Here is a 20,164-nt window from a genome sequence, read left to right as displayed (position 1 = left end):
ATTGATTCAAAAAAACAAAAATATCCCGGACTTTTAGCCCGGTATTACGATATAAATAAATGGCAAAGTCATCGTGAATCTTAGCCCAGTAAAGGAATTTATTCTTTTTACCGTGATGAGTGCGCCTTTATTCTTTAATTAATGTATAACCCTTAAAATGTTAGTAATGATGAGATCCTTTTTTGAAATGATTTTTAAGAGAAATGAAGATGCTGCAAAATTGAATATATGGAGCCTATTGTTGGTGATGAGTTTTGCTGCATTTTCGGTTTTGGTATATGCCTTAAAACCAAGCTTAAATAGCTTAATAATATATCTGACGGCATTTGCTGCTTATATCGGCTTTGGCCTTGTATTCATTAGTTCCCTGGCTGGAACGGGTATGAAGAAAAGATAACAGAACATATAACTTTCAATTAATTTTTACTGAAAAAACCGTCCTTTTGGGGGCGGTTTTTTTTATAATTTATTGTTCATTACTTTTGTAGATAGCAAGGTTAAAAATGTACAACAAAAAAAGCTACCCCATCAGGAGCAGCTCTGCGATAACAACAAAGTTATCTTAACATTGTAAAAACTTATTCTTTAAACAGATCCTTCATCATTTTATCAAGAATCGTTTTTGTCTCTTCCTCAATCATTTTACCGGATTTTTCGACCATTTTCTCCCTGAAAGGTTCACAACAGGCTTTTATTCCAAAGCCTTCATCTGCTTGAATCAGCTCCGGATGCAGACCGTGTTCTTCACACATTTCTGACTCAATTTCTTTTTTTATCAGGTCGTAATTCAGATCAAACATATTTTTCTATTTTGTTTCTTATAAGTGATGGGTAAAGATAGAAGTATTAAACCCTTACTGAAATCCGTATTTCTACGGTATTTTATAGGAAACAAAAAAACCGTCTTTTTCAAGACGGTATTATTTTAATAAAAAAATTGAAGCTTGCTGCTTAACCCTTTAAAATTTATCCAGAATCTTCTTCGGTAAGACTTTCACCAGTTCTTTTTTATATTCCTTTTCCAGAATAACAAATTTCCAGTTTTTTTTATCTTTTGAAACAGCACAGGCTTTCATATTGGCGTTGATGAGATATGAACCTTCACTCGCTAGATATTTTACATTATTAGCACCATATTTGGCTGTTAAAGCGCTGTTCATTTTTTGTTTCATGTCATCATTTAATGAGCTGACATTGCATTTCAGTTTCAAAAAATAATGGGTAATAGAAAAATATTCACCCGTAATGAGTTCAGGATTTTCAATATTTCCAAACTTTAAATCCTGCACTTCAATTTTCATGAATGGATTATTGTAAGTCATATTCAAAATCTGTGTCATCTGCTCTTTTGAAACTATGGTGAAGAATTTTGGATATATACAACTTACCGCTTGATCTATCTGTTTAGATTTAATACTGTTTACAAAATAAGTAAGTGATTTTTTTATCGCTGCATCGTCAGGATTTGCTTTGGTCTGAGAAAAAGCCATAAACGACAGCAGAACAAACAGAAACAGAAGTGATTTAGTTTTCATTATTTAATAGTTATTACAAATTTTTAGATTACTTTTTACCAGAAAAATCATTAAACTTCCCAGATATTAAAATGTGTCGCAACATGTACGCAGATCGTTACAGAATGTATTTGAGCAGAATAAAAAAAGCCGTCCTTATCGGACGGCTTTTGAGAATATTTTGAAGATTCAATTATTTTACTTTTACAAGCTCAACATCGAACACTAACCAAGAGTTTGGCGGAATAACTCCTCCTGCACCTCTTTCTCCGTAAGCCATTGCCGGCGGGATCAATAATGTAGCAGTTTCACCTTCTTTCAATAATAGGATACCTTCATCCCATCCTTTGATTACTCTTCCCATTCCAATTGGAATATCGATAGGCTCATTTCTTTTGAATGAAGAATCAAACTCAGTTCCGTCTACCAATTTACCTGCATAGTGTACAGATACATTGTCACCAACTTTTGGAGCTTTCCCATCAGCTGTTTTGGTGATTTTATAATAAAGACCTGATTCAGTTTTTTGCATACCAGCTTTTAGGTTTTCAACCAATTTTTCCTGATTAGCTTTGAATTCTTCTTCTTTTTTCTTTTTTTCAGCTTCTTCTTTAGCAGCAAAAGCTTTATTGTTTTCTGCGATTTTAGCTTTTCCTTCATTGAAAGTTTTAGCTGCATCGTAGTGCTTATATTCGTCACCTTTACTGAAAACAGAAACTTTTTCTAAAACGATATCTGTTTTAGGCTTATCCTGAGCTCCTTTTTCAACGTTAGCAATTACATCAATTACATCATTACCTTTTACTACTTTTCCGAAGATTGTGTGTCTTCCATCTAGCCAAGGAGTTGCCACTTCAGTGATGAAGAACTGAGAACCGTTTGTATTGGGTCCAGAATTCGCCATAGAAAGAATACCTTTTCCTGTGTGTTTAAGGTCGTTTCTTTCGTCCTCGAATTTATATCCCGGATCACCTGCTCCAGTTCCTTTAGGGTCTCCCCCTTGGATCATGAAATCTTTGATCACTCTGTGGAAAATAGTTCCGTCATAATAAGGAACTCCCTTAGCCTTAGCTTTGTTGTCGATTTTCCCTTCTGCAAGACCGATAAAGTTGGCTACAGTTACTGGTGCTTTCTTGTCTTCAAGCTTCACAATCAAATTACCTTTTGTGGTTTGAAGATTGGCATAAAGCCCGTCATTAAGACCTTCGTAAGTTTCTTTGTCTACGTTCATTTTTTTATAAATTGGGGTACAACTCATCAGCGAAATACTTGCCGCTGCCAGAATTATATTCTTGTTAAACAATTTCATGTATTATAGGGCTTTTAATTTTATGATTAATGGAATGTCGTTATCTATTTTCTTTTCGTCTCCGAAAGTTCCGTAAGCCAAAGAAGACGGCACCAAAAGCGTTACTTCCTCTCCATCATGTATAAAACGCAAAGCGTTCTCCACTGCTCTCAGTTCATCAAAGTGCCCGAATCTGGCATCTCTTCTTTCAAAAGACTGCTCATAGATTTTAGTCTGGTCAAAATCGTACAGATCATAAGAGTAAGAAATCAAAGATTCATCTTTTCTTCTTTCTCTCTGATCATAGCCTTCTGCCGTCACCCAGTAATTAAGCTGCGTAGGATAATACTTCACAGACTGGCCATTGATCCAATCCTGAATCTGGCCTCTTTCTATGGTATTCAGATTTTTCATCCTGTTTTTAGAAACATCCAGATCTTTTTGACTCAAAACACCGCCTACAGGTGGATGGGCAGTCTGTGCATTTCTGTTGCAGCTCAACAGGCTTATGGCTGATATGAAGAGTAATTTTCTCATAAACTTTTGCGAAAATACACATTTCGCGAATCAATTACAAAACTTGACGAAGAAATATGTGAATGTAATAATATCTATCTGCTAATAGAACCAGACTGTTAAATTTAATCCTATAGTTAAAGGAGATTCATCCACTTTATATTTATATGAATGCATGCCTACAAAAAAAACCGGGGAATTCCCGGTTTCTGTATATTATTTTGTTCAGTTAAGATTAAACTGTTTCCAGAGCGTGATCTACGATAACTCTCCATCCGAATGGATCTTCAGTCAAGTTATTTTGTAGGTCTACCAAATCTTTCTTAAGAAGAGCCGCATAGCTTTCATCATCAGATAATCTTGGAAGTTCCAATTTCTCACCCTGATATCCTAAAGCCTGGAACTGAGTAGTAACCACTGCTGTACCTACTCCCCATACTTCTTTAAGAGCACCTTCTTTCAAAGCTTCAATAACTGTTTTTACAGGGATTGGCTCTACTTTCACTTCAATTCCTCTTTTCTTAGCCAATTGGATGAAGCTGTCTCTTGTTACTCCATCAAGAATTTTTTCAGAAGTCGGAGGTGTATAGATTGTATCATTGATTCTTACAAATACATTCATAGTACCACTTTCTTCGAAATATTCGTGAGTAGCATCATCGGTCCAGATAATCTGCTCATATCCTTCTTCGATAGCCAATTGTGTAGGATAGAAAGAAGCAGCATAGTTACCTGCAGCTTTTGCAGAACCTACTCCTCCGTTTGCAGCTCTTGAATAGTGATCAGAAATTTTCACTGATACCGGTTCTGAGTAATAGCTCTTCGCTGGTGTTGCAACGATAGCAAACATATATTTATTAGATACTCTAGCTTTCAAAGCTTCTTCTGTAGCAAAAATTAACGGTCTGATATATAGTGACATTCCTTCCCCCTGTGGAATCCACTCTCTATCGATATCTACTAATGCTTTTAATCCGTCTAAAAACATTTCTTCAGTCACCTCTGGCATAGCAAGACGTTTTGCTGACTTATTGATACGTTCAAAATTCTTTTCCGGTCTGAAAAGTAAAACCTGCCCGTCTTTGTCTTTATAAGCTTTCATACCTTCAAAACAAGCTTGTCCATAGTTTACTCCCATCATAGCAGGTGTAAATGGTATCGGACCGTAAGGAACTAATTTTACATCACCCCATTTTCCATCTTCATACTCACAAATAATCATATGATCAATGAAAGTACCACCAAATGAAAAATTGTTAGGGTCAAATGTTGAAATTCTGGAGTTTTCAGTTTTTTGAATTATCATTTTTTAAAATTTTTACGATGTTCTACAAATTTAACATAATTTTCTAAATATAAAAATTTTAGAGTAAATTTGACAAAAAAATAGCTTGAAAAGAGAGATTAAGACCACAAACGACGGCAGTAAAACATTGTTTATCAATGAATTAAATGAAAACTACCATTCTCATCATGGAGCACTTCAAGAAGCAGAACATGTGTTTATCAAAAACGGATTAAATCTGGTAAATGATTACGAAATTAATATTCTAGAACTCGGTTTTGGAACAGGTTTGAATGTTTTAGTAACAATTAATGAATATTTAAAAACTGACAAAAATCATGTCATTAATTATTTTTCGCTCGAAAAATATCCAATAAATGAATCTGAAGTTAAGGATTTGGCTTACTTTGAGCTTTTTGACAACCCTGAGTTTAAAAATATTTATCAGAAAATTCATCTGGCAGATTGGGGAAAGTCAGTAGAAATCATTAATGGATTCAACTTAAACAAGATAGAATGTGATTTTTTTGACCTAAAGGACATTGATTTGCCTAAAATCAATCTTGTTTATTTCGATTGCTTCGGAGCCAGAGTACAGCCTGATCTATGGGAAAAACCATTATTTGAACTGGTTTCTGACAAAATGGCCATTAACGGATTATTAACGACCTACTCTTCCAAAGGCAGCGTAAGAAGAATTCTTCAGGAACTGAATTTTCAGGTAGAGAAAAAACAAGGTCCTCCAGGAAAGAGAGAGATGATTAATGCCGTGAAGCTGTAAAATAGTAAAAGGACGAAATTATTAACAAGGAAATTTGCTTCGTATTTTGCCCTTTTACCTTTATATGACTCATAAAAATTCCTTACATTAGCTATACAAATATTATACATTATATATATGATAGATAAGATCAACATTAGAGTGTATGGATGTGCGGTAAAAGATAAACAAGTTCTGACCTTATTTGAGGAATATGCCGGCGAACCTTTAATGAAATTTCCAGGTGGTGGATTAGAATATGGTGAAGGTGTATTGGAGTGTCTGCATCGTGAGTTTGATGAAGAGCTTAATGTAAAGGTAAATGTTCTGGAACATTTTTATACTCAGGAAAACTTTCTGGTTTCCCGTTTCAAAGAAAATGAGCAGCTTCTTACCATATATTATATAGTAGACATTGCCAATGAAGAGGATTTCCTTATTATGGATCCCTGCATTGAAAAAACAGAATGGATTGATATCGACAGACCAGACAATCCTTTTCCTCTCCCGATAGATAAAATAGTCTTCGATAAATTAAAAGAAAAATTCCTGTAAGTGTTCTTACAGGAATTTATATTATTTCTTGACTTTAAAATCAGTTGCACCCGGATAAGGTTGCAGATAACCAGAATTCCAATTGGATTGAAGCAATGATTCTACAAATTCATCCGTTCTGTTGTTATGGGGGTCATAACCGTCTTTCAGATCAATATCGGCCATTTTCCCTTTCACATTCCACCAGAAAGCGCTCCATCCTCCTCTCAACTCTTTGATAATTTCAAATACATTTTTTCCGGTAGCCCTATTCATCAGTTTTGCAAAAACCTGCCCTTCGGTAGTGGTAAGATCTCTCAGTTGTTTTTCATACTGATCGGCAAGCATATTCTGTCTTTCTCTTACAAACTTTCTTTTGGCTTTGCTATCCATATCGTTCATATCCTTCTGAATATCTCGGTACTGCTGGAGTGCCGTAACAAATAAAGGATATACTCTGTACAGTTTTTTATTCAGAAAATAATAGTAATTTCTGTCAAGCTGATTATTAAATCTTGGTTTATTAACCAAAATCAATTCATCCAATACGACTACAGGCTCGCCATTGATTTCATAAATCTTGACCTTTTGCTGTTCATCATAATAATATTTATTTCCAAATTCATCTGTTTTCAATGATTCAGCCGGATATTGATTGAGTGGTTTTGCCACTACAACATCCTTTTGTCCAAAAACACTGACTCCAAAAAAGAAAATAAAAAGGCAGATAATCTTACTAAAATTCATTATTTTTACACTTATAAGAACAAAATTAAACGCAAAAATCATTCCTTTTTATGAAATTTGAGAAGAAATCTTTGAAATTTTTAGAAAAATATTTAAACACATCATCGCCAACGGGTTATGAACACAAAGGACAAGAAGTCTGGATGGACTATATCCGACCTTATGTAGACAAAATAGAAGTAGATCATTATGGAACCTGTTATGGGATCATCAATCCGGAAGCTGAATTTAAAGTAGTGATTGAAGCACATGCAGATGAGATTTCCTGGTATGTGAATTATATCACGGATGACGGATTGATCTATGTGATCAGAAACGGAGGCTCAGATCAAACAATTGCTCCTTCAAAGGTTGTCCACATTCACGGAGAAAATGGAATCATAAAAGGCGTATTCGGATGGCCAGCCATTCATACGAGAACCAATCAGAATGAGCCTACTCCTAAAATCGAAAACATTTTTATCGACTGTGGGGCTACTTCCAAAAAAGAAGTGGAAGAAATGGGAATTTTTGTGGGATGCATGATTACTTACCCTGACGAGTTCTTTGAAATGAACGACAGATATTTTGTCTGCAGAGCACTCGATAACAGAATCGGTGGTTTTATGATCGCTGAAGTGGCCAGGCTTTTAAAAGAAAATAAAAAATCTATCCCGTTCGGACTGTATATTACCAATTCTGTACAGGAAGAAGTAGGTTTATATGGAGCCGATATGATTGCTGACACGATTAAGCCTAATATCGCCATTGTTACTGATGTTACCCATGACACTACCACTCCGATGATTGAAAAGAAAAAAGAAGGAGATCAGAAATGTGGTGAAGGACCAGTTGTATTCTTTGCTCCGAGTGTTCATCATATAATCAGAGAATTAATCATTGACACGGCGAAAACAAAAAAAATCCCTTTCCAAAGAGCAGCAGCAAGCAGAGCTACAGGAACTGACACAGACGCCTTTGCCCATTCTAACGGCGGAGTACCAAGTGCGTTAATTTCCTTACCTTTGCGCTACATGCATACTACGGTAGAAATGGTATCTAAAGAAGATGTAGGCAATGTGATTAAGCTTATCTACGAAACCATTCTTAAGATCAAACCTGAAATGAAACTGAAGTATCATTAGTAGAATCAAGATGAAAGACACAAGATTCAAGATACTCAAAACACGGGCAGAAAACACCTGTTTTCACCATGCTTTGGTTCTTGATTCCTGACTCTAAATATCTAATATAAAGTAAAAATGAAAACGAAGCTTATTGCTCCATCCCTTTTATCTGCAGACTTTGGGAATCTGCAAAGAGACATTGAAATGTTGAATAACTCTCAGGCCGACTGGTTCCACATTGATGTAATGGACGGCAGATTTGTACCCAATATTTCATTTGGTTTTCCGGTGATGAAAACCGTTCAGCAGCATGCTAAAAAATTTGTAGATGTTCACTTGATGATCGTAGAGCCGGATAAGTATGTTGATGAATTCATCAATCATGGTGCAGACCTTATTTCTGTACATTATGAAGCTTGTACTCATCTTCACAGAACCATCCACCACATTCAGAGCAAAGGGGTAAAAGCAGGGGTTGTTTTAAATCCTTCTACGCCGGTATTAATGCTTGAAGACATTATTGCAGATGTAGATCTTGTATTATTAATGAGTGTAAATCCAGGTTTTGGAGGTCAGAAATTCATTGAAAATACTTACAAAAAGATTGCAGAAACTAAAGATCTTATCTTAAGCAACAATTCTACCGCACTTATCGAGATAGATGGCGGTGTGAATCTTGACAACGCTTCTAAATTATTTGAAGCCGGAGCTGATGTTCTTGTTGCAGGAAATGCTGTTTTCTCAGCTGAAAGCCCTGAAAAAATGATCGAGCTACTGAAGATCTAATAGATTATATTTATCATAAGCAAAAGGCAGCCAATGGCTGCCTTTTCTCTTGTTTGGAACTTAAGTCGTCTTGGTTATAATCTTTTTTTCAACATCTTGAAAATGTTAAATTATGTCTCGCTAACAACACAAAGATCTGAATAAAACCCTATGTATGCATCCGTAGAAATACCGAATCTTTTGGCTCCGTATTTTCACTTAATTTCTCGTATCTTTTTTACACTTCCTTGTTCCAGATACAGGCACAGACAACAAAAATTATGGAAACCACAGAAAATACAGTTCTTATATTATTCAGGAAATTCCATCTGTTTTCAAAATTTTCACGCATCTGTTTGATAGCATCTGCTGTAGAATTGGAAATATCAAACTTATCCAAAGCATCATTCATAGGAACATTCCCTGCAACCGTTACTCCAAAAACACCGATCAAATAAGCCAGTGCCGCCAGCAGAAGAAAAATAAAAACAGACTGCTGCCCCCGGAACAAAAAGACAGATACCGGAAGTAGAACCGCAGTTCCCATAAAGCTCATAAAGAAAACAGGATTCAGGATTTCCCGGTTGATGCTCTGCATAGCCTTTACATATTCCGTATCAGAAAGTTTCCCCAACCCCAGAACCACTGAACATGAATAGGCATAGAAAAGCCCTCCTATCAAAGCAGTGAGGACGGCAGTAATGATCAATACTAATGTTGTCATTTTCATATAATTTGATTTGGTTATCAGGGTTGAGTTTTAATAAGGATTCCATTTTTTAATGATATTCTGGGCGGTCAAAATCATTTCGGGATCCCAGTTTTCTGTTTTAAAATAATGAAAGTCCTGATCTTTAATGGCTGCTGCTCCTACATTATCAAAAAGAAGCCTGGTAAGCCTCGATTGCTCTTCATACAAAACCAGATCTTCAACAGGTTTTTCTGCAAGCTGTATTTCCTTTTTGGTCCAATTATTCTCTCTTCTATTTTTCCAGTCTGAGGCTTCAATAATTGTTTTAACCTTATTAAAATCATGTAAGAAATTACTTTTTTCCTCTTCCGTTTTGAGGGTATGCCCAAGTCTTTCAATAATAACATACTCGAGGCTCTGACATTGTGTCAGTACAGCAGGTAAAACAGAAAAAATATCTTCCGGAATAACATCATCATGAGTATCTCTTCTCACCGGCATTTTTCCATAGACACTCTCCTGCCAGCTCCCTCCTGAAAGGTGAATTTCCTTTACTTTGTCCAAAGGATACAAATTGATTATTTCCTGCATTTCTACTCCGAAATTACAGGATTGGCAATATATATTATGAAGATCCAGAATCAAGAAACCATTGCTGTCTTCTGTGAGTTTATCAAGGAACATTCCCTGTTCTTTAACATCATCCACAGACAACGAAAAGGCAAGATTTTCTATACCGACAGGAATGTCAACAGCTTCCTGAAGTCTATTCAGTCGGTCTTTTCCTATTTGTAAGGTTTTAGGATGTAAAGATACCGGTAATGGAACTCCCTGATGAAAATTATCCGTATTCATGAAACCAAAATGTTCCGTGATATGATTATATTTTCGCTGCTGGACTTCTTCTTTTAATTTTTCCAGCCATTGCTCCTGTCTTGCTGTCCATCTTGCATCTAACAGAGAATAGTAGACACCATGCCCTATCAAACGGTTATTTTCGGCATAAAAGTTCAGCAGATCGCAAAGCCAGTCCGGCTCATGAGTATGATAAAGGGTATCAAAAGACCATTCCAATACCTCAATGGAGTTATTCTGCAGCAACGGCAAAATAGCAGAAACAAAGTCTGCTTCTGCCATCATGGACACTCCCAACAGTGGCTTTCTCATCTTTATCCCATTCCGCAAGCCGGGCATCCATGGCCACGAGGAATCACGCTGTCTTTTTTTACAATCACAGTAGATGTACCGGGTTTAGGCTTTCCTGGTGTTTCAGTAATGGCTGTTTTTTTACTCTTTTTTGCAGGCTTTTTCTCTTTATTGGCAGGTTTTGTAGTTTGTGCAGAAACCCCTACAGCCAGTAAGCTTGCCATTAATAATGTTGGAATTTTCATAATTGTTTATTTTTCAGATAGATTTTACAATAAACGTTCCAATATTATACATGTTGTGTATTGAAACTCTTATCTTAAAACCGCTTTATCCAGATCTGCTGTTTATTTTCCCCTTTCTTCATATTATTTCACAGCCTTTTCTTTCAAAAATAGTTGGAAGGAAATATACAATAATAAAAGAAACGTTTTCATAACAATTATTGGTAAATAATAAGAAACTATTATATGCCGTAATCTATTCTTTATTTATATTTAGTGTTAAAATAAATCTACCTATGAAAAGCAGTCTGATTAAAGCTATTTTCCTTGGATTGACACTGTCAGCATACAGTATCGATGCACAGGTTCAAACAGCTGACAACAGCAAAAAAATGGAATGGTTTAAAAATGCCAAGCTGGGTATTTTTATTCACTGGGGAATCTATTCCGTGAATGGAATCTCCGAATCCTGGTCGTTCTTCAACAATTACATCAATCACGAGAATTATTTGAAGCAGCTGAATGGTTTTTCAGCTTCAAAATATCAGCCTGAACAATGGGTAAATCTTATTAAAGAATCCGGAGCAAAATATGCTGTCATTACGACTAAACATCACGATGGGGTTTCCCTATGGAACTCTAAGGCTGAAAAAGCAATCACTATTCCTCAAAATTCTCTGGCAAAGAAGGATGTTCTAAGTCCTTTTGTTACGGCTCTGAAGAATTCAGGATTAAAAACCGGACTTTATTTTTCATTACCGGATTGGAGCCATCCGTATTATGATATCAATACGCGGACAAAAAAGCGTTACGAAATAAAAAATGATCCTAAACGCTGGCAGAATTTTATCAGCTATTACCAAAGCCAGCTCAATGAACTGTCTTCTCAATATTCCCCGGATCTTCTTTGGTTCGATGGGGATTGGGAACATACTTCTGAGGAATGGAAAGCTACTCAGACCCTTGATCTTCTCAAGAAACACAATTCTGATATCATTATCAATTCAAGGCTCAACAATCATGGAGATTATGATACTCCTGAGCAGGGAATTCCTGTAATTCCGCCACAAAATCCATACTGGGAACTTTGTTATACGATGAATGATTCGTGGGGATATCAACCCTATGATAAGGCATACAAAACACCCAATATGATTGTCAGAACCCTGGCAGATGTGATCAGCATGGGAGGAAACTTACTGCTTGACATCGGTCCAAAATCAGACGGAACAATTCCGGAAGAGCAGATTGAAATTCTGAAAAACCTTGGCCGCTGGACTTCCAAAAACCAGCATGCCATTTATGAAACAACCCGTGGAATTCCTTTTGAAAACTATAAAGGGAAGTCTTCCTTATCTACATCACAAAAAACTTTATTCCTCTATCTGGAAGAAGCCAAAAAGCTTACAAAGATCTATGGATTGTCAACCCAACCTCTTTCAGCAAAAATTATAGGAGATCCTTCAGCCGGTATCAAAATGGATTACAGCGCTGAAAAAACACTGACACTGAATTTTTCCAATGTGAAATTTGACAAAGATGTCACTGTGGCAGAACTTACTTTTGATACTCCCCCTATTTTTCTTAAAGATTTTAAGAAAGAAAAGCTTTCCCTTACTGCAGTACTCCAAAATAAAAATACATTATTAGCAGCTTATGACCTGGCTAATTCATTGCATGATGGTATTAATCTATTGAATAACTCCGGGGCGACCAGTGACGGACTTGATATGAAGCTCGGAAAAACATCCACGGCCAATCCTGAAACCATCAATTGGATCGGTAAACATACAGAAGCTTTTTTTGAAACTGAAAAAGGGTTGCCGGATGGACATTACTCCGGGATGAGTGCTTTATCAAAAGACAAACAGACTCTTTATCTTTTTGTGGAAGGAACACCTACGGGACCTATTGCCCTAAAAGGAATTAAAAATGAAATTTCCAGAATAAGAATTGTGGGTGAAGGCACTATGCTTCCCCATACGATTTACAATAAACTTTACTGGAGTGACAGACCGGGAATTATTTATATTGACATTCCCAAGGAAAGACTTGATAAGCAGATGACCGTTATTGCTGTTTTGCTGAATAAACCCCTTGAGCTTTACCGAGAAAATGTGGGAGCTATTGAAAACAATCTTTAATATCGTTTGACACCTACCCTTATTAAAAAACAAAATCCGGAGAAACTTCTCCGGATTTTTATTTTGTAAGATGATTTTCTTAGAAAATCTCTCTTCCTGAAAAATGGAATTGAGCTTCGATCAATGCATTCTCGTCAGAATCTGAACCGTGAACAGCATTTTCTCCGATGCTTCTTGCAAACATTTTTCTGATTGTACCTTCTGCTGCTTCTGCAGGATTAGTAGCACCAATTAATGTTCTGAAATCTTCAACTGCATTGTCTTTTTCTAAAACTGCAGCTACGATAGGACCAGAACTCATGAATTCTACCAATTCACCATAAAATGGTCTTTCAGCGTGTACTTCATAGAATTTTTTCGCATCAGCAACTGTAAGCTGAGTTAATTTTAAAGCTTTGATCTTAAAACCTCCTTCAGCAATCTTACCCAATATAGCACCGATATGTCCGTCAGCAACTGCATCAGGCTTAATCATAGTGAATGTAATGTTAGACATAAATGTATATTTTTTTAATGGCGCAAAATTACAAAAAATATCTTTGATTTTTATTTTAATTTTTTTTTAACATAAAAATAACTTTTATTAAGAAATTGTGAACCAAACTTTGGCACAGTAATTGTTCATTCTATTCCGATTCTCATGTTTAATTTGAGTTTTCATGGTTATTAGTTTTTACCCAGCTTCGGCTGGGTTTTTTATTTCTCAAAAAACACCATTGTTTTTTATTAATTCAATAATTTAAAAAGCGAAATAGGATCGTTTTTAACAACATTATTGTTTCTATAGCAATTAATAAAATAATTGAAATTTCCCAAATATCATTGTAAAGAAAATTTAAAATGTGACAAAAGTGGAGTTATCTGCCAAAATAGCTATGCCAAAAAGTAGAGTTATTCTAAAACGGACTTTTTTTTCATCAAAAAATTAAAAAAATAAGCCCCAAAAACAGATAACCAAACAGAAAAGTTAATATGATTCTTATAAAAACATATTATTAAAAATATTATTCTGGCATAAGGGCACTAAAATATGTACAGATTGTCCGAATTAATCTGCATTAGGGATGATAAGATGTTGTTTTTGATTATTTTTGGGAAGCTTCTTCTGCTTCGTCCATCAATTTAATATAGGTAGAATATCGCGTATCTTGAATTTCACCTGTTTCCAGGGCGTCAAGAACGGCACATTTGGGTTCGTTAATGTGAAGACAGTTGTGGAATTTGCACTCTTCTCTCTTTTTAAAAATTTCGGGAAAATAATGCTGTACTTCTTCTTTTTCAATATCGATCATGGCAAATTCACGAACACCTGGTGTATCAATAACATTCCCGCCAAAATCCCAGAAATGCATCTGTGCAAAAGTAGTGGTATGTTTTCCTTTCAGATGGGTGTCTGAAATTTCAGATGTTTTTAAATTTAATCCTGGTTGTAAAGCATTCACCAAAGTAGATTTTCCACAACCGGAATGTCCAAAGAATACTGAAGTTTTATCTTTAAGGATGTCCTGAAGCTGATCCAGATTCAATCTGGAATATGATGAAATCTCCAATGTGTCATACCCTATTTCCTGGTACACAAATTCTATGTCTTTTACGATTTCAATTTCTTCTTCATGTAAAACGTCAATCTTATTAAAAAGAATCAATGGTGTAATATTATAAGCTTCGCAGCATGCCAGAAACCTATCCAGGAAACCTAATGATGTTTCAGGATGTTTAAGGGTAAAGATAAAGCATGCCGTATCAATATTAGAAGCAATGATATGGGCTTCTTTCGAAAGGTTTACGGATTTTCTGATCAGATAATTGAAACGGGGTTCAATTTTTGTGATCCAGGCAATATCATCCTGTTCCAGTTGAAACTCGACAAAATCTCCTACGGCAAGTGGATTGGTAAGTCTGGTTTTTATTAATTTGAATTTCCCCCTGATTCTGGCCTCGAAAATTTTATTTGTTTCCAATTCCAAAACCTGGTACCAACTGCCTGTAGATTTAATGATTTTTCCTTTCATAGATAATGCTGGTGCAAATATAAGGAATTAGGGCTTAGAATTCAGGAAATAGGTTAAAAACACATGTTTCAATTCCCTAAGTCCTGACGTCTAAGCCCTAATCTATATTTTTTGCCGGAAATCTGGTAAAAGTTTTCGCTCTCTCTTACCTATTATCTGCAATTTATCTCTTATCGATCATAATACTATTCTGAACTTCAATAGACTCCTCGTGAATCGCTTTGAAGACTTTTTCAATAAATTCCTGAGACATTCCGGTTTCTTTTGCTTTTTGAGTAGCGTATTCTGTAATTACTTTCCAACGTTCCGGCTGGAAGATCGCAATATCGTTTTCCTTTTTAAGCTTACCAATCTTTTCAGAAATTTTCATCCTTTGAGAAAGAAGTTCAATTAACTGGAAGTCAAGGTCTGAGATCAAGGTTCTGTGTCTTCCCATTTCACCTTCAAAACCTGCAAGATTGGTACTTCTTACTTTCAGGTTACCAATAAGATCTGCAAGAACCTCTGGAGTAATCTGCTGTGAAGCATCACTCCAAGCTTCATCAGGATTGCAGTGTGACTCAATAATAGCACCCTGGTATCCTACGTTAAGAGCTTCCTGCGTAATATCAGCAAGACCTGTTCTGTTTCCGCAGATGTGCGACGGGTCGATCAGCATTGGAATATTTGGAAACTGGCTCTTGAAGTCAAGGGCAATTTGCCAGTTTGGATTGTTTCTGTATTTTGTTTTCTGGTAAGTTGAAAATCCTCTGTGGATTACACCCAGGTTTTTAATATCCTGTCCTAGAAGTCTTTCCAACGCTCCGATCCATAAAGCAAGATCCGGATTAACGGGGTTTTTTACGAATACCGGCTTATTGGTTCCTCTTAAAGCCATTGCGATTTCCTGTACTGTAAACGGGTTCACTGTAGAACGCGCTCCTATCCAAAGAACATCCACATCTGCTTCTAAAGCTGCAAAAACGTGGTGTGCATTCGCAACCTCAGTCGCTGTTTTAAAACCGTACTCTTCTTTTACTTTTTTTAGCCAGTTCAAACCGATCACTCCTACTCCTTCGAAACCATTTGGTTTGGTACGAGGTTTCCAGATTCCTGCACGGAAAACCGATACATTCGCATTGGATTCTTTAATTCTCCTCGCCGTTTCAAGCATTTGAGTTTCACTTTCCGCGCTACATGGTCCTGCAATCATTAAAGGCTGTGTAAGCCCATCGATCCACTCGTTTTTTAAATCATTTAAATTCATATTCTAAATTTTATTGTTTTTGTATAATTTTTTTAGTTGACAGCAATAGCCCATTGGATTATAAAATTAATTTATAATTCTTTTCAAAAAATGCCGTTCAAAAATTGTTTAAAGGAATCAGGAAAATAATAGGGCTCTACTTCTCCTGTATTTTTTGGAAAGAAATTCAGTTAACAATACCAATAAAATCGGTAATAGGTTCTGAAATTTCTATAATAAGAAGCAGAAAAACTAAAATAACCGCTAAAAAAATAATTAGCGGGTGCAAAAAAAGACTGATATGTGTTAGTCAATTTTTCCATTTTATTCTGGAAATGTCTTTGTTTTAGCGTTTCTGGTTGCAATTTGTTCTTGTTGAAAACGTATTTTCAACAGAAATATTCTACAAATATATAAAAATTATGTCAAATCAAACTTCATTAAATCATCAAGATCTTTCAAAAGTGGATTTTTTTCTATAAATTTTTCAAACATTTTTCTCTTGGTAACGACTTCAATCTTCAGGTTTTCAACGTCTCTGACGTATTCTACCTCGATAGCATGGTTCTGAATTTTTCTTTTAAAATGATTGAAAAATTCTCCACTTATTTTATCAAATTCTACTTTAGCAGAATCTGAGGGGAATAAAACTCTGATTTTATTTTCTTCAGATTTTACCAGTTTGAAGGTTTTTACAGCATTGAATACAATGTTATTTTTTACCTGAAGATGTTGAAGCATAATTTTCCATTCCATCTGCAGATCTGTATCTGTAAAATGGTGCTGAGGAAGAGTTTCAGTTTTCACAACAACATTTTCTGCTGTTTCCACTTTATCTTCTTTATTCAAAAAGGAATTGATGCTGAATCCGGAAGAAATCCCCGGTCTTGATAATGGCTTGGTTGTTTTCGTTACAGAAGTTTCCTCTATTTTTTCAGGAGCTGCAGACTGTTGTTCTGCTTTAACTTCTCTTTTCTCCGGAGCTTTTTCCGGCATCTTGACCTCCTGTTTCTCACTAAGAAACGGGGCTAGAATCAGGAACTTTTTTTTTTAGTATCACCTAAATTAGCTGTCAGTGAAGCCAGCTGCATTAATGCAATTTCAACCGTAAGTCTTGGGTTTTTGGAGTTCTTATAATTAATATCCGCATGGTTGCAGATCTCAATACCATCTATCAGCTGCTGGGCGGCCCACTTCTGTCCCTGTTCTATAAATTTGGTTTTTGTCTTCTCTCCTACTTCGATGAGATCAATAGTAGAAGTATTCTGTGCCATCATCAGATCTCTGAAATGATTTCCTAATCCGGCAATGAAAATATGAGAATCAAATCCTTTTTTTACAATCTCATTGAACGCAGAAAGCACTTCAGGAATTTTGTTTTCCTTGGCGAGATCTACAATATTCAAATATTGGTCGTAATCCAGAATATTTAAGACTTCAGCTGCTTTAGCCAGCGTAATATTTTTTTGGGAGAATGTGGAGAGCCTGTCGAAGATAGAAAGTGCATCTCTTAATGCGCCATCAGCTTTTTGAGCAATCAGGTACAATGCATCGTCTTCGTACTGGATATTTTCTTTTTGGGCAATCGTTCTCAGATGATTCTGGATGTCTTCAATGACAATTCTCTTGAAGTCATAGATCTGGCAGCGGGATAAAATTGTTGGAATAATTTTATGTTTCTCCGTGGTTGCCAAAATGAAAATAGCATGAGCAGGCGGCTCTTCAAGCGTTTTAAGGAAAGCGTTGAAAGCGGCAGAAGACAGCATATGAACCTCATCAATGATATATACTTTGTATTTACCAACCTGAGGGGCAAATCTTACCTGATCTATCAGTTCCCTGATATCATCTACAGAGTTATTGGATGCAGCATCCAACTCATAGATATTATAGGCAAAGCCGTCTTCTGAAACCGAGCCATCTTTCTCATTGATCTTTCTTGCAAGAATTCTGGCACAAGTAGTTTTACCCACACCACGAGGACCACAAAAAAGTAATGCCTGAGCGAGTTGACTTTCTTCAATTGCATGTTCTAAAGTATCCGTAATATGGGATTGTCCCACAACAGTATCAAACTCCTGAGGACGATATTTTCTTGCAGATACTATAAAATTTTCCATTGGTCAAAAATAAGAAATATAGTTTTAATTTGAAAATTAAAAGTTTTCAAATATCAACAAAAATGTATTTCTGCTCAAATCGGAAAACTTTTAATGATTATTTCTTATCGTATGCAAATCCAATCAATTCAACAATAGCTTTTTCTATTTCTTTTCTTCCGTCCTCTGTTTTCAGATCTATACCGCAGAATTTACTTGCGTTATAAGCTGTATAAAGGTTGAGATAGTAAGCTCCTGAAACAATTAGGGCCATAATTGCTCTGTGTCTTGTTGCTCCTTCTCCGAAGAAAGGGTCTGATATATTTCCAAACAGCACTTCTCCTACTTCTTCACGTTGGTCTACTAATTTTCTAAGGATAGGTTTGCTTTCTGAAAGTTCCCAAAGAATAATCTTCTGAAGTTCTTTATTTTTCTTCAGATTCTCAAACTGGTTCAGAACAACCATTTTGGTAAGCTCTTGCCCTCCGTCAGAAAAATCAATATTTACATCCTGATTTACCTGACTCCAGTAATCCTGAGATTTGATATATTCGTCGATCAGCTTATCAGTACTTCCAAAGTACTCATAGATCAATTTTTTATCAAATCCAGCGACTGCGGCAATCTTACTTACTTTTAATCCGGAGTATCCTTTTACTCTTAAAATTTTACCAACTGCAGCAAGCAGTTTTTGTTTTGTTTTTTCTTTGTCCCTAATGGGGCCCTGCACTACTTTTCTAGGCATAATTTATTATTTTTTTGCAATATGCAATTTTTTATTAATATCGTCAAACGCGTTAAGCGTTTTGTCCAGATGTTCTTTTTCGTGTCTTGCCGTTACACTCATCCTTATACGCGCATCTTTTCTTGGTACAGCCGGGTAAAGAATCGGGTTGGTATAGATTCCTTTTTCTATTAGTAGTTTTCCGGCTTCTCCTGTTACATAAGGATCTCCAATTTTTACGGGTATAATTGCGGAACAGGTAACTCCGGTATCCAATCCTAAATCATCAAGTCCTTTTTTGAAATAGTTGATATTGTTCCAGAGTTTTTCTCTCCAGATAGGTTCTTCATCTATTAAATCAATGGCTTTAACGATTCCTGCGGATGATGGTGGGGCTGTAGCTGAGAAGATCTGCTGGCGGGAGTGGAATCTCATGAATGCTGCCAATTTTTTATCGGCTATAACATATCCTCCAAGGTTACCAAACGTTTTACTGAATGTTCCAGTGATGATATCCACTTTATCCAATAATCCAGCTTGTTCCAAAGTACCTCTTCCGGTTTCTCCGAGGATGCCGACACCGTGTACGTCGTCTACCATCAGAAAGGCATTGTACTTTTTCACAAGATTATAGATCTCATTAATATGAGAGGTATCACCATCCTGGGAATACACTCCATCCACAATAACGAGTTTCGTACGGTACAGATTTTCAGATACCTTCAAAATGTGTTCCAAAGATTCCAAATTATTGTGCGGAAATGTTTTTTTATTGGTAAAAGCACATCCTTCGTGTACACTGGCATGCACTGCCATATCTAAAATAGCGAGATCTTCCTTCTGCATTAAGCATTGTAAACTCGCACTATTAGCTGTATAACCGGTAGTAAATACTACGGCTTCGTCTTCTGTTCGTTTAAAAAAACTTGAAATTTTCTTTTCTAAAGCATTGTGATAATCAAAATAGCCACCGATAAGAGGAGTAGCTCCAGTACCAGTACCATATTTCTCTATCCCTTCAATAGCAGCTTGTTTTACTTTTGGGTGCTGTGTAAATCCCAAATAATCACTTGATACAAAACTAACAAATTCTCTGTTCTGGTTTGCAATATTTACATTCAGTATTGCATTGGTTCCTGAAGTATTCTTCAGTCTGTAGTTCATATGACCATTAGACTTTACATAGTCTAAATATTCATAAAATATTTCAGCCCTTTGAGCCATGTTATTATCTGGTATATTCTCAAAGTCTTTAATAGTTGCTGTTGTGAAATTGATGCTCATCCTTAATCTTGTTTGTTGTGGTTTAAAAAAACAAATATATAACTATTTAAAGGGCTTAAGCTCCCCAATTAAGATTAAATATTATTAAAGACACAATAAT

22 protein-coding genes are annotated in these 20,164 nt (G+C 35.9%); 6 read left to right on the top strand and 16 right to left on the bottom strand.

Going from position 1 to position 20,164, the window contains the following annotated elements:
- The first annotated feature begins 166 nt into the window (after positions 1–166).
- Complete coding sequence (locus C1634_RS08795) at positions 167–397, top strand: hypothetical protein (RefSeq protein WP_103233717.1); 231 nt, start codon at positions 167–169, stop codon at positions 395–397.
- Positions 398–578: 181 nt separating this feature from the next.
- Here the strand turns inward: C1634_RS08795 and C1634_RS08790 are convergent, their stop codons facing one another.
- The 5 genes from C1634_RS08790 to C1634_RS08770 form a co-directional block, all read right to left on the bottom strand.
- Positions 579–800, bottom strand: a complete 222-nt coding sequence (locus C1634_RS08790; RefSeq protein ID WP_103233716.1) for a hypothetical protein — start codon at positions 798–800, stop codon at positions 579–581.
- Between the two features lie 159 nt (positions 801–959).
- Positions 960–1,535, bottom strand: a complete 576-nt coding sequence (locus tag C1634_RS08785) for a hypothetical protein (protein ID WP_109738247.1) — start codon at positions 1,533–1,535, stop codon at positions 960–962.
- 172 nt (positions 1,536–1,707) lie between these two features.
- Positions 1,708–2,745 (bottom strand): peptidylprolyl isomerase, encoded by a 1,038-nt coding sequence (locus C1634_RS08780; RefSeq protein ID WP_228410045.1) that lies wholly within the window; start codon positions 2,743–2,745, stop codon positions 1,708–1,710.
- Positions 2,746–2,826: 81 nt separating this feature from the next.
- On the bottom strand, positions 2,827–3,339 hold the full coding sequence (locus C1634_RS08775) for an FKBP-type peptidyl-prolyl cis-trans isomerase (protein WP_103235581.1): 513 nt from the start codon (positions 3,337–3,339) through the stop codon (positions 2,827–2,829).
- A 214-nt stretch (positions 3,340–3,553) separates the two neighbouring features.
- Positions 3,554–4,624, bottom strand: coding sequence for a branched-chain amino acid aminotransferase (locus C1634_RS08770; protein ID WP_109738246.1), 1,071 nt, complete (start codon positions 4,622–4,624; stop codon positions 3,554–3,556).
- Positions 4,625–4,709: 85 nt separating this feature from the next.
- Here C1634_RS08770 and mnmD point away from each other — a divergent pair, with 85 nt between their 5' ends.
- Together mnmD and C1634_RS08760 are read left to right on the top strand one after the other, a co-directional pair.
- Positions 4,710–5,384: a tRNA (5-methylaminomethyl-2-thiouridine)(34)-methyltransferase MnmD gene (gene mnmD, locus C1634_RS08765; protein WP_103235056.1), complete on the top strand. Its 675-nt coding sequence runs from the start codon at positions 4,710–4,712 to the stop codon at positions 5,382–5,384.
- A gap of 117 nt (positions 5,385–5,501) precedes the next feature.
- Positions 5,502–5,918 (top strand): NUDIX domain-containing protein, encoded by a 417-nt coding sequence (locus tag C1634_RS08760; RefSeq protein WP_103235057.1) that lies wholly within the window; start codon positions 5,502–5,504, stop codon positions 5,916–5,918.
- Positions 5,919–5,939: 21 nt separating this feature from the next.
- Here C1634_RS08760 and C1634_RS08755 read toward each other — a convergent pair whose 3' ends face one another.
- Entirely contained in the window at positions 5,940–6,644 is a 705-nt protein-coding gene (locus C1634_RS08755; protein ID WP_109738245.1) for a DUF4294 domain-containing protein, read from the bottom strand.
- A gap of 50 nt (positions 6,645–6,694) precedes the next feature.
- On the opposite strand from C1634_RS08755, the gene chrP reads away from it, so the two are divergent.
- On the top strand, positions 6,695–7,768 hold the full coding sequence (chrP, locus tag C1634_RS08750) for a chryseobasin maturation metalloprotease ChrP (protein ID WP_103235058.1): 1,074 nt from the start codon (positions 6,695–6,697) through the stop codon (positions 7,766–7,768).
- 117 nt (positions 7,769–7,885) lie between these two features.
- A complete protein-coding gene (rpe, locus tag C1634_RS08745; RefSeq protein ID WP_103235059.1) occupies positions 7,886–8,536 on the top strand; it encodes a ribulose-phosphate 3-epimerase in 651 nt (216 codons plus the stop codon).
- Positions 8,537–8,753: 217 nt separating this feature from the next.
- Here rpe and chrI read toward each other — a convergent pair whose 3' ends face one another.
- Genes chrI through chrA form a run of 3 tightly spaced genes read right to left on the bottom strand, consistent with a single transcriptional unit; the run spans position 8,754 to position 10,597 of the window.
- Positions 8,754–9,239: a chryseobasin maturation helper ChrI gene (gene chrI, locus C1634_RS08740; protein ID WP_228410035.1), complete on the bottom strand. Its 486-nt coding sequence runs from the start codon at positions 9,237–9,239 to the stop codon at positions 8,754–8,756.
- A 36-nt stretch (positions 9,240–9,275) separates the two neighbouring features.
- Positions 9,276–10,373: an MNIO family chryseobactin maturase gene (chrH, locus tag C1634_RS08735; protein ID WP_165835292.1), complete on the bottom strand. Its 1,098-nt coding sequence runs from the start codon at positions 10,371–10,373 to the stop codon at positions 9,276–9,278.
- Between the two features lie 2 nt (positions 10,374–10,375).
- A complete protein-coding gene (gene chrA, locus C1634_RS08730) occupies positions 10,376–10,597 on the bottom strand; it encodes an MNIO class RiPP chryseobasin precursor ChrA (RefSeq protein WP_103235212.1) in 222 nt (73 codons plus the stop codon).
- 275 nt (positions 10,598–10,872) lie between these two features.
- Here chrA and C1634_RS08725 point away from each other — a divergent pair, with 275 nt between their 5' ends.
- The gene (locus tag C1634_RS08725) at positions 10,873–12,720 is read left to right on the top strand and encodes an alpha-L-fucosidase (protein WP_103235213.1); all 1,848 of its coding nucleotides are present in this window, start codon (positions 10,873–10,875) and stop codon (positions 12,718–12,720) included.
- Positions 12,721–12,799: 79 nt separating this feature from the next.
- Here the strand turns inward: C1634_RS08725 and C1634_RS08720 are convergent, their stop codons facing one another.
- The 7 genes from C1634_RS08720 to C1634_RS08690 form a co-directional block, all read right to left on the bottom strand.
- Complete coding sequence (locus C1634_RS08720) at positions 12,800–13,216, bottom strand: nucleoside-diphosphate kinase (RefSeq protein ID WP_034687444.1); 417 nt, start codon at positions 13,214–13,216, stop codon at positions 12,800–12,802.
- A 589-nt stretch (positions 13,217–13,805) separates the two neighbouring features.
- On the bottom strand, positions 13,806–14,732 hold the full coding sequence (gene rsgA, locus C1634_RS08715) for a ribosome small subunit-dependent GTPase A (RefSeq protein ID WP_109738243.1): 927 nt from the start codon (positions 14,730–14,732) through the stop codon (positions 13,806–13,808).
- Between the two features lie 163 nt (positions 14,733–14,895).
- Positions 14,896–15,978 (bottom strand): chorismate mutase, encoded by a 1,083-nt coding sequence (locus tag C1634_RS08710; RefSeq protein ID WP_109738242.1) that lies wholly within the window; start codon positions 15,976–15,978, stop codon positions 14,896–14,898.
- A 399-nt stretch (positions 15,979–16,377) separates the two neighbouring features.
- Positions 16,378–16,953, bottom strand: a complete 576-nt coding sequence (locus tag C1634_RS26290) for a hypothetical protein (RefSeq protein ID WP_228410033.1) — start codon at positions 16,951–16,953, stop codon at positions 16,378–16,380.
- 38 nt (positions 16,954–16,991) lie between these two features.
- A complete protein-coding gene (gene dnaX, locus C1634_RS08700) occupies positions 16,992–18,077 on the bottom strand; it encodes a DNA polymerase III subunit gamma/tau (RefSeq protein WP_109738241.1) in 1,086 nt (361 codons plus the stop codon).
- 97 nt (positions 18,078–18,174) lie between these two features.
- Complete coding sequence (locus C1634_RS08695) at positions 18,175–18,801, bottom strand: TetR/AcrR family transcriptional regulator (protein WP_103231503.1); 627 nt, start codon at positions 18,799–18,801, stop codon at positions 18,175–18,177.
- 6 nt (positions 18,802–18,807) lie between these two features.
- Positions 18,808–20,064, bottom strand: a complete 1,257-nt coding sequence (locus C1634_RS08690) for an aminotransferase class I/II-fold pyridoxal phosphate-dependent enzyme (protein ID WP_103231504.1) — start codon at positions 20,062–20,064, stop codon at positions 18,808–18,810.
- Positions 20,065–20,164: the final 100 nt, after the last annotated feature.

Origin of the sequence: Chryseobacterium viscerum, from assembly GCF_002899945.2 — a bacterium.
In the GTDB taxonomy this organism is placed as follows: Bacteria; Bacteroidota; Bacteroidia; order Flavobacteriales; family Weeksellaceae; genus Chryseobacterium; species Chryseobacterium viscerum.
The sequence above is the reverse complement of the archived record's forward strand: the minus strand, read 5'-3'. Positions and strand labels throughout refer to the sequence as shown.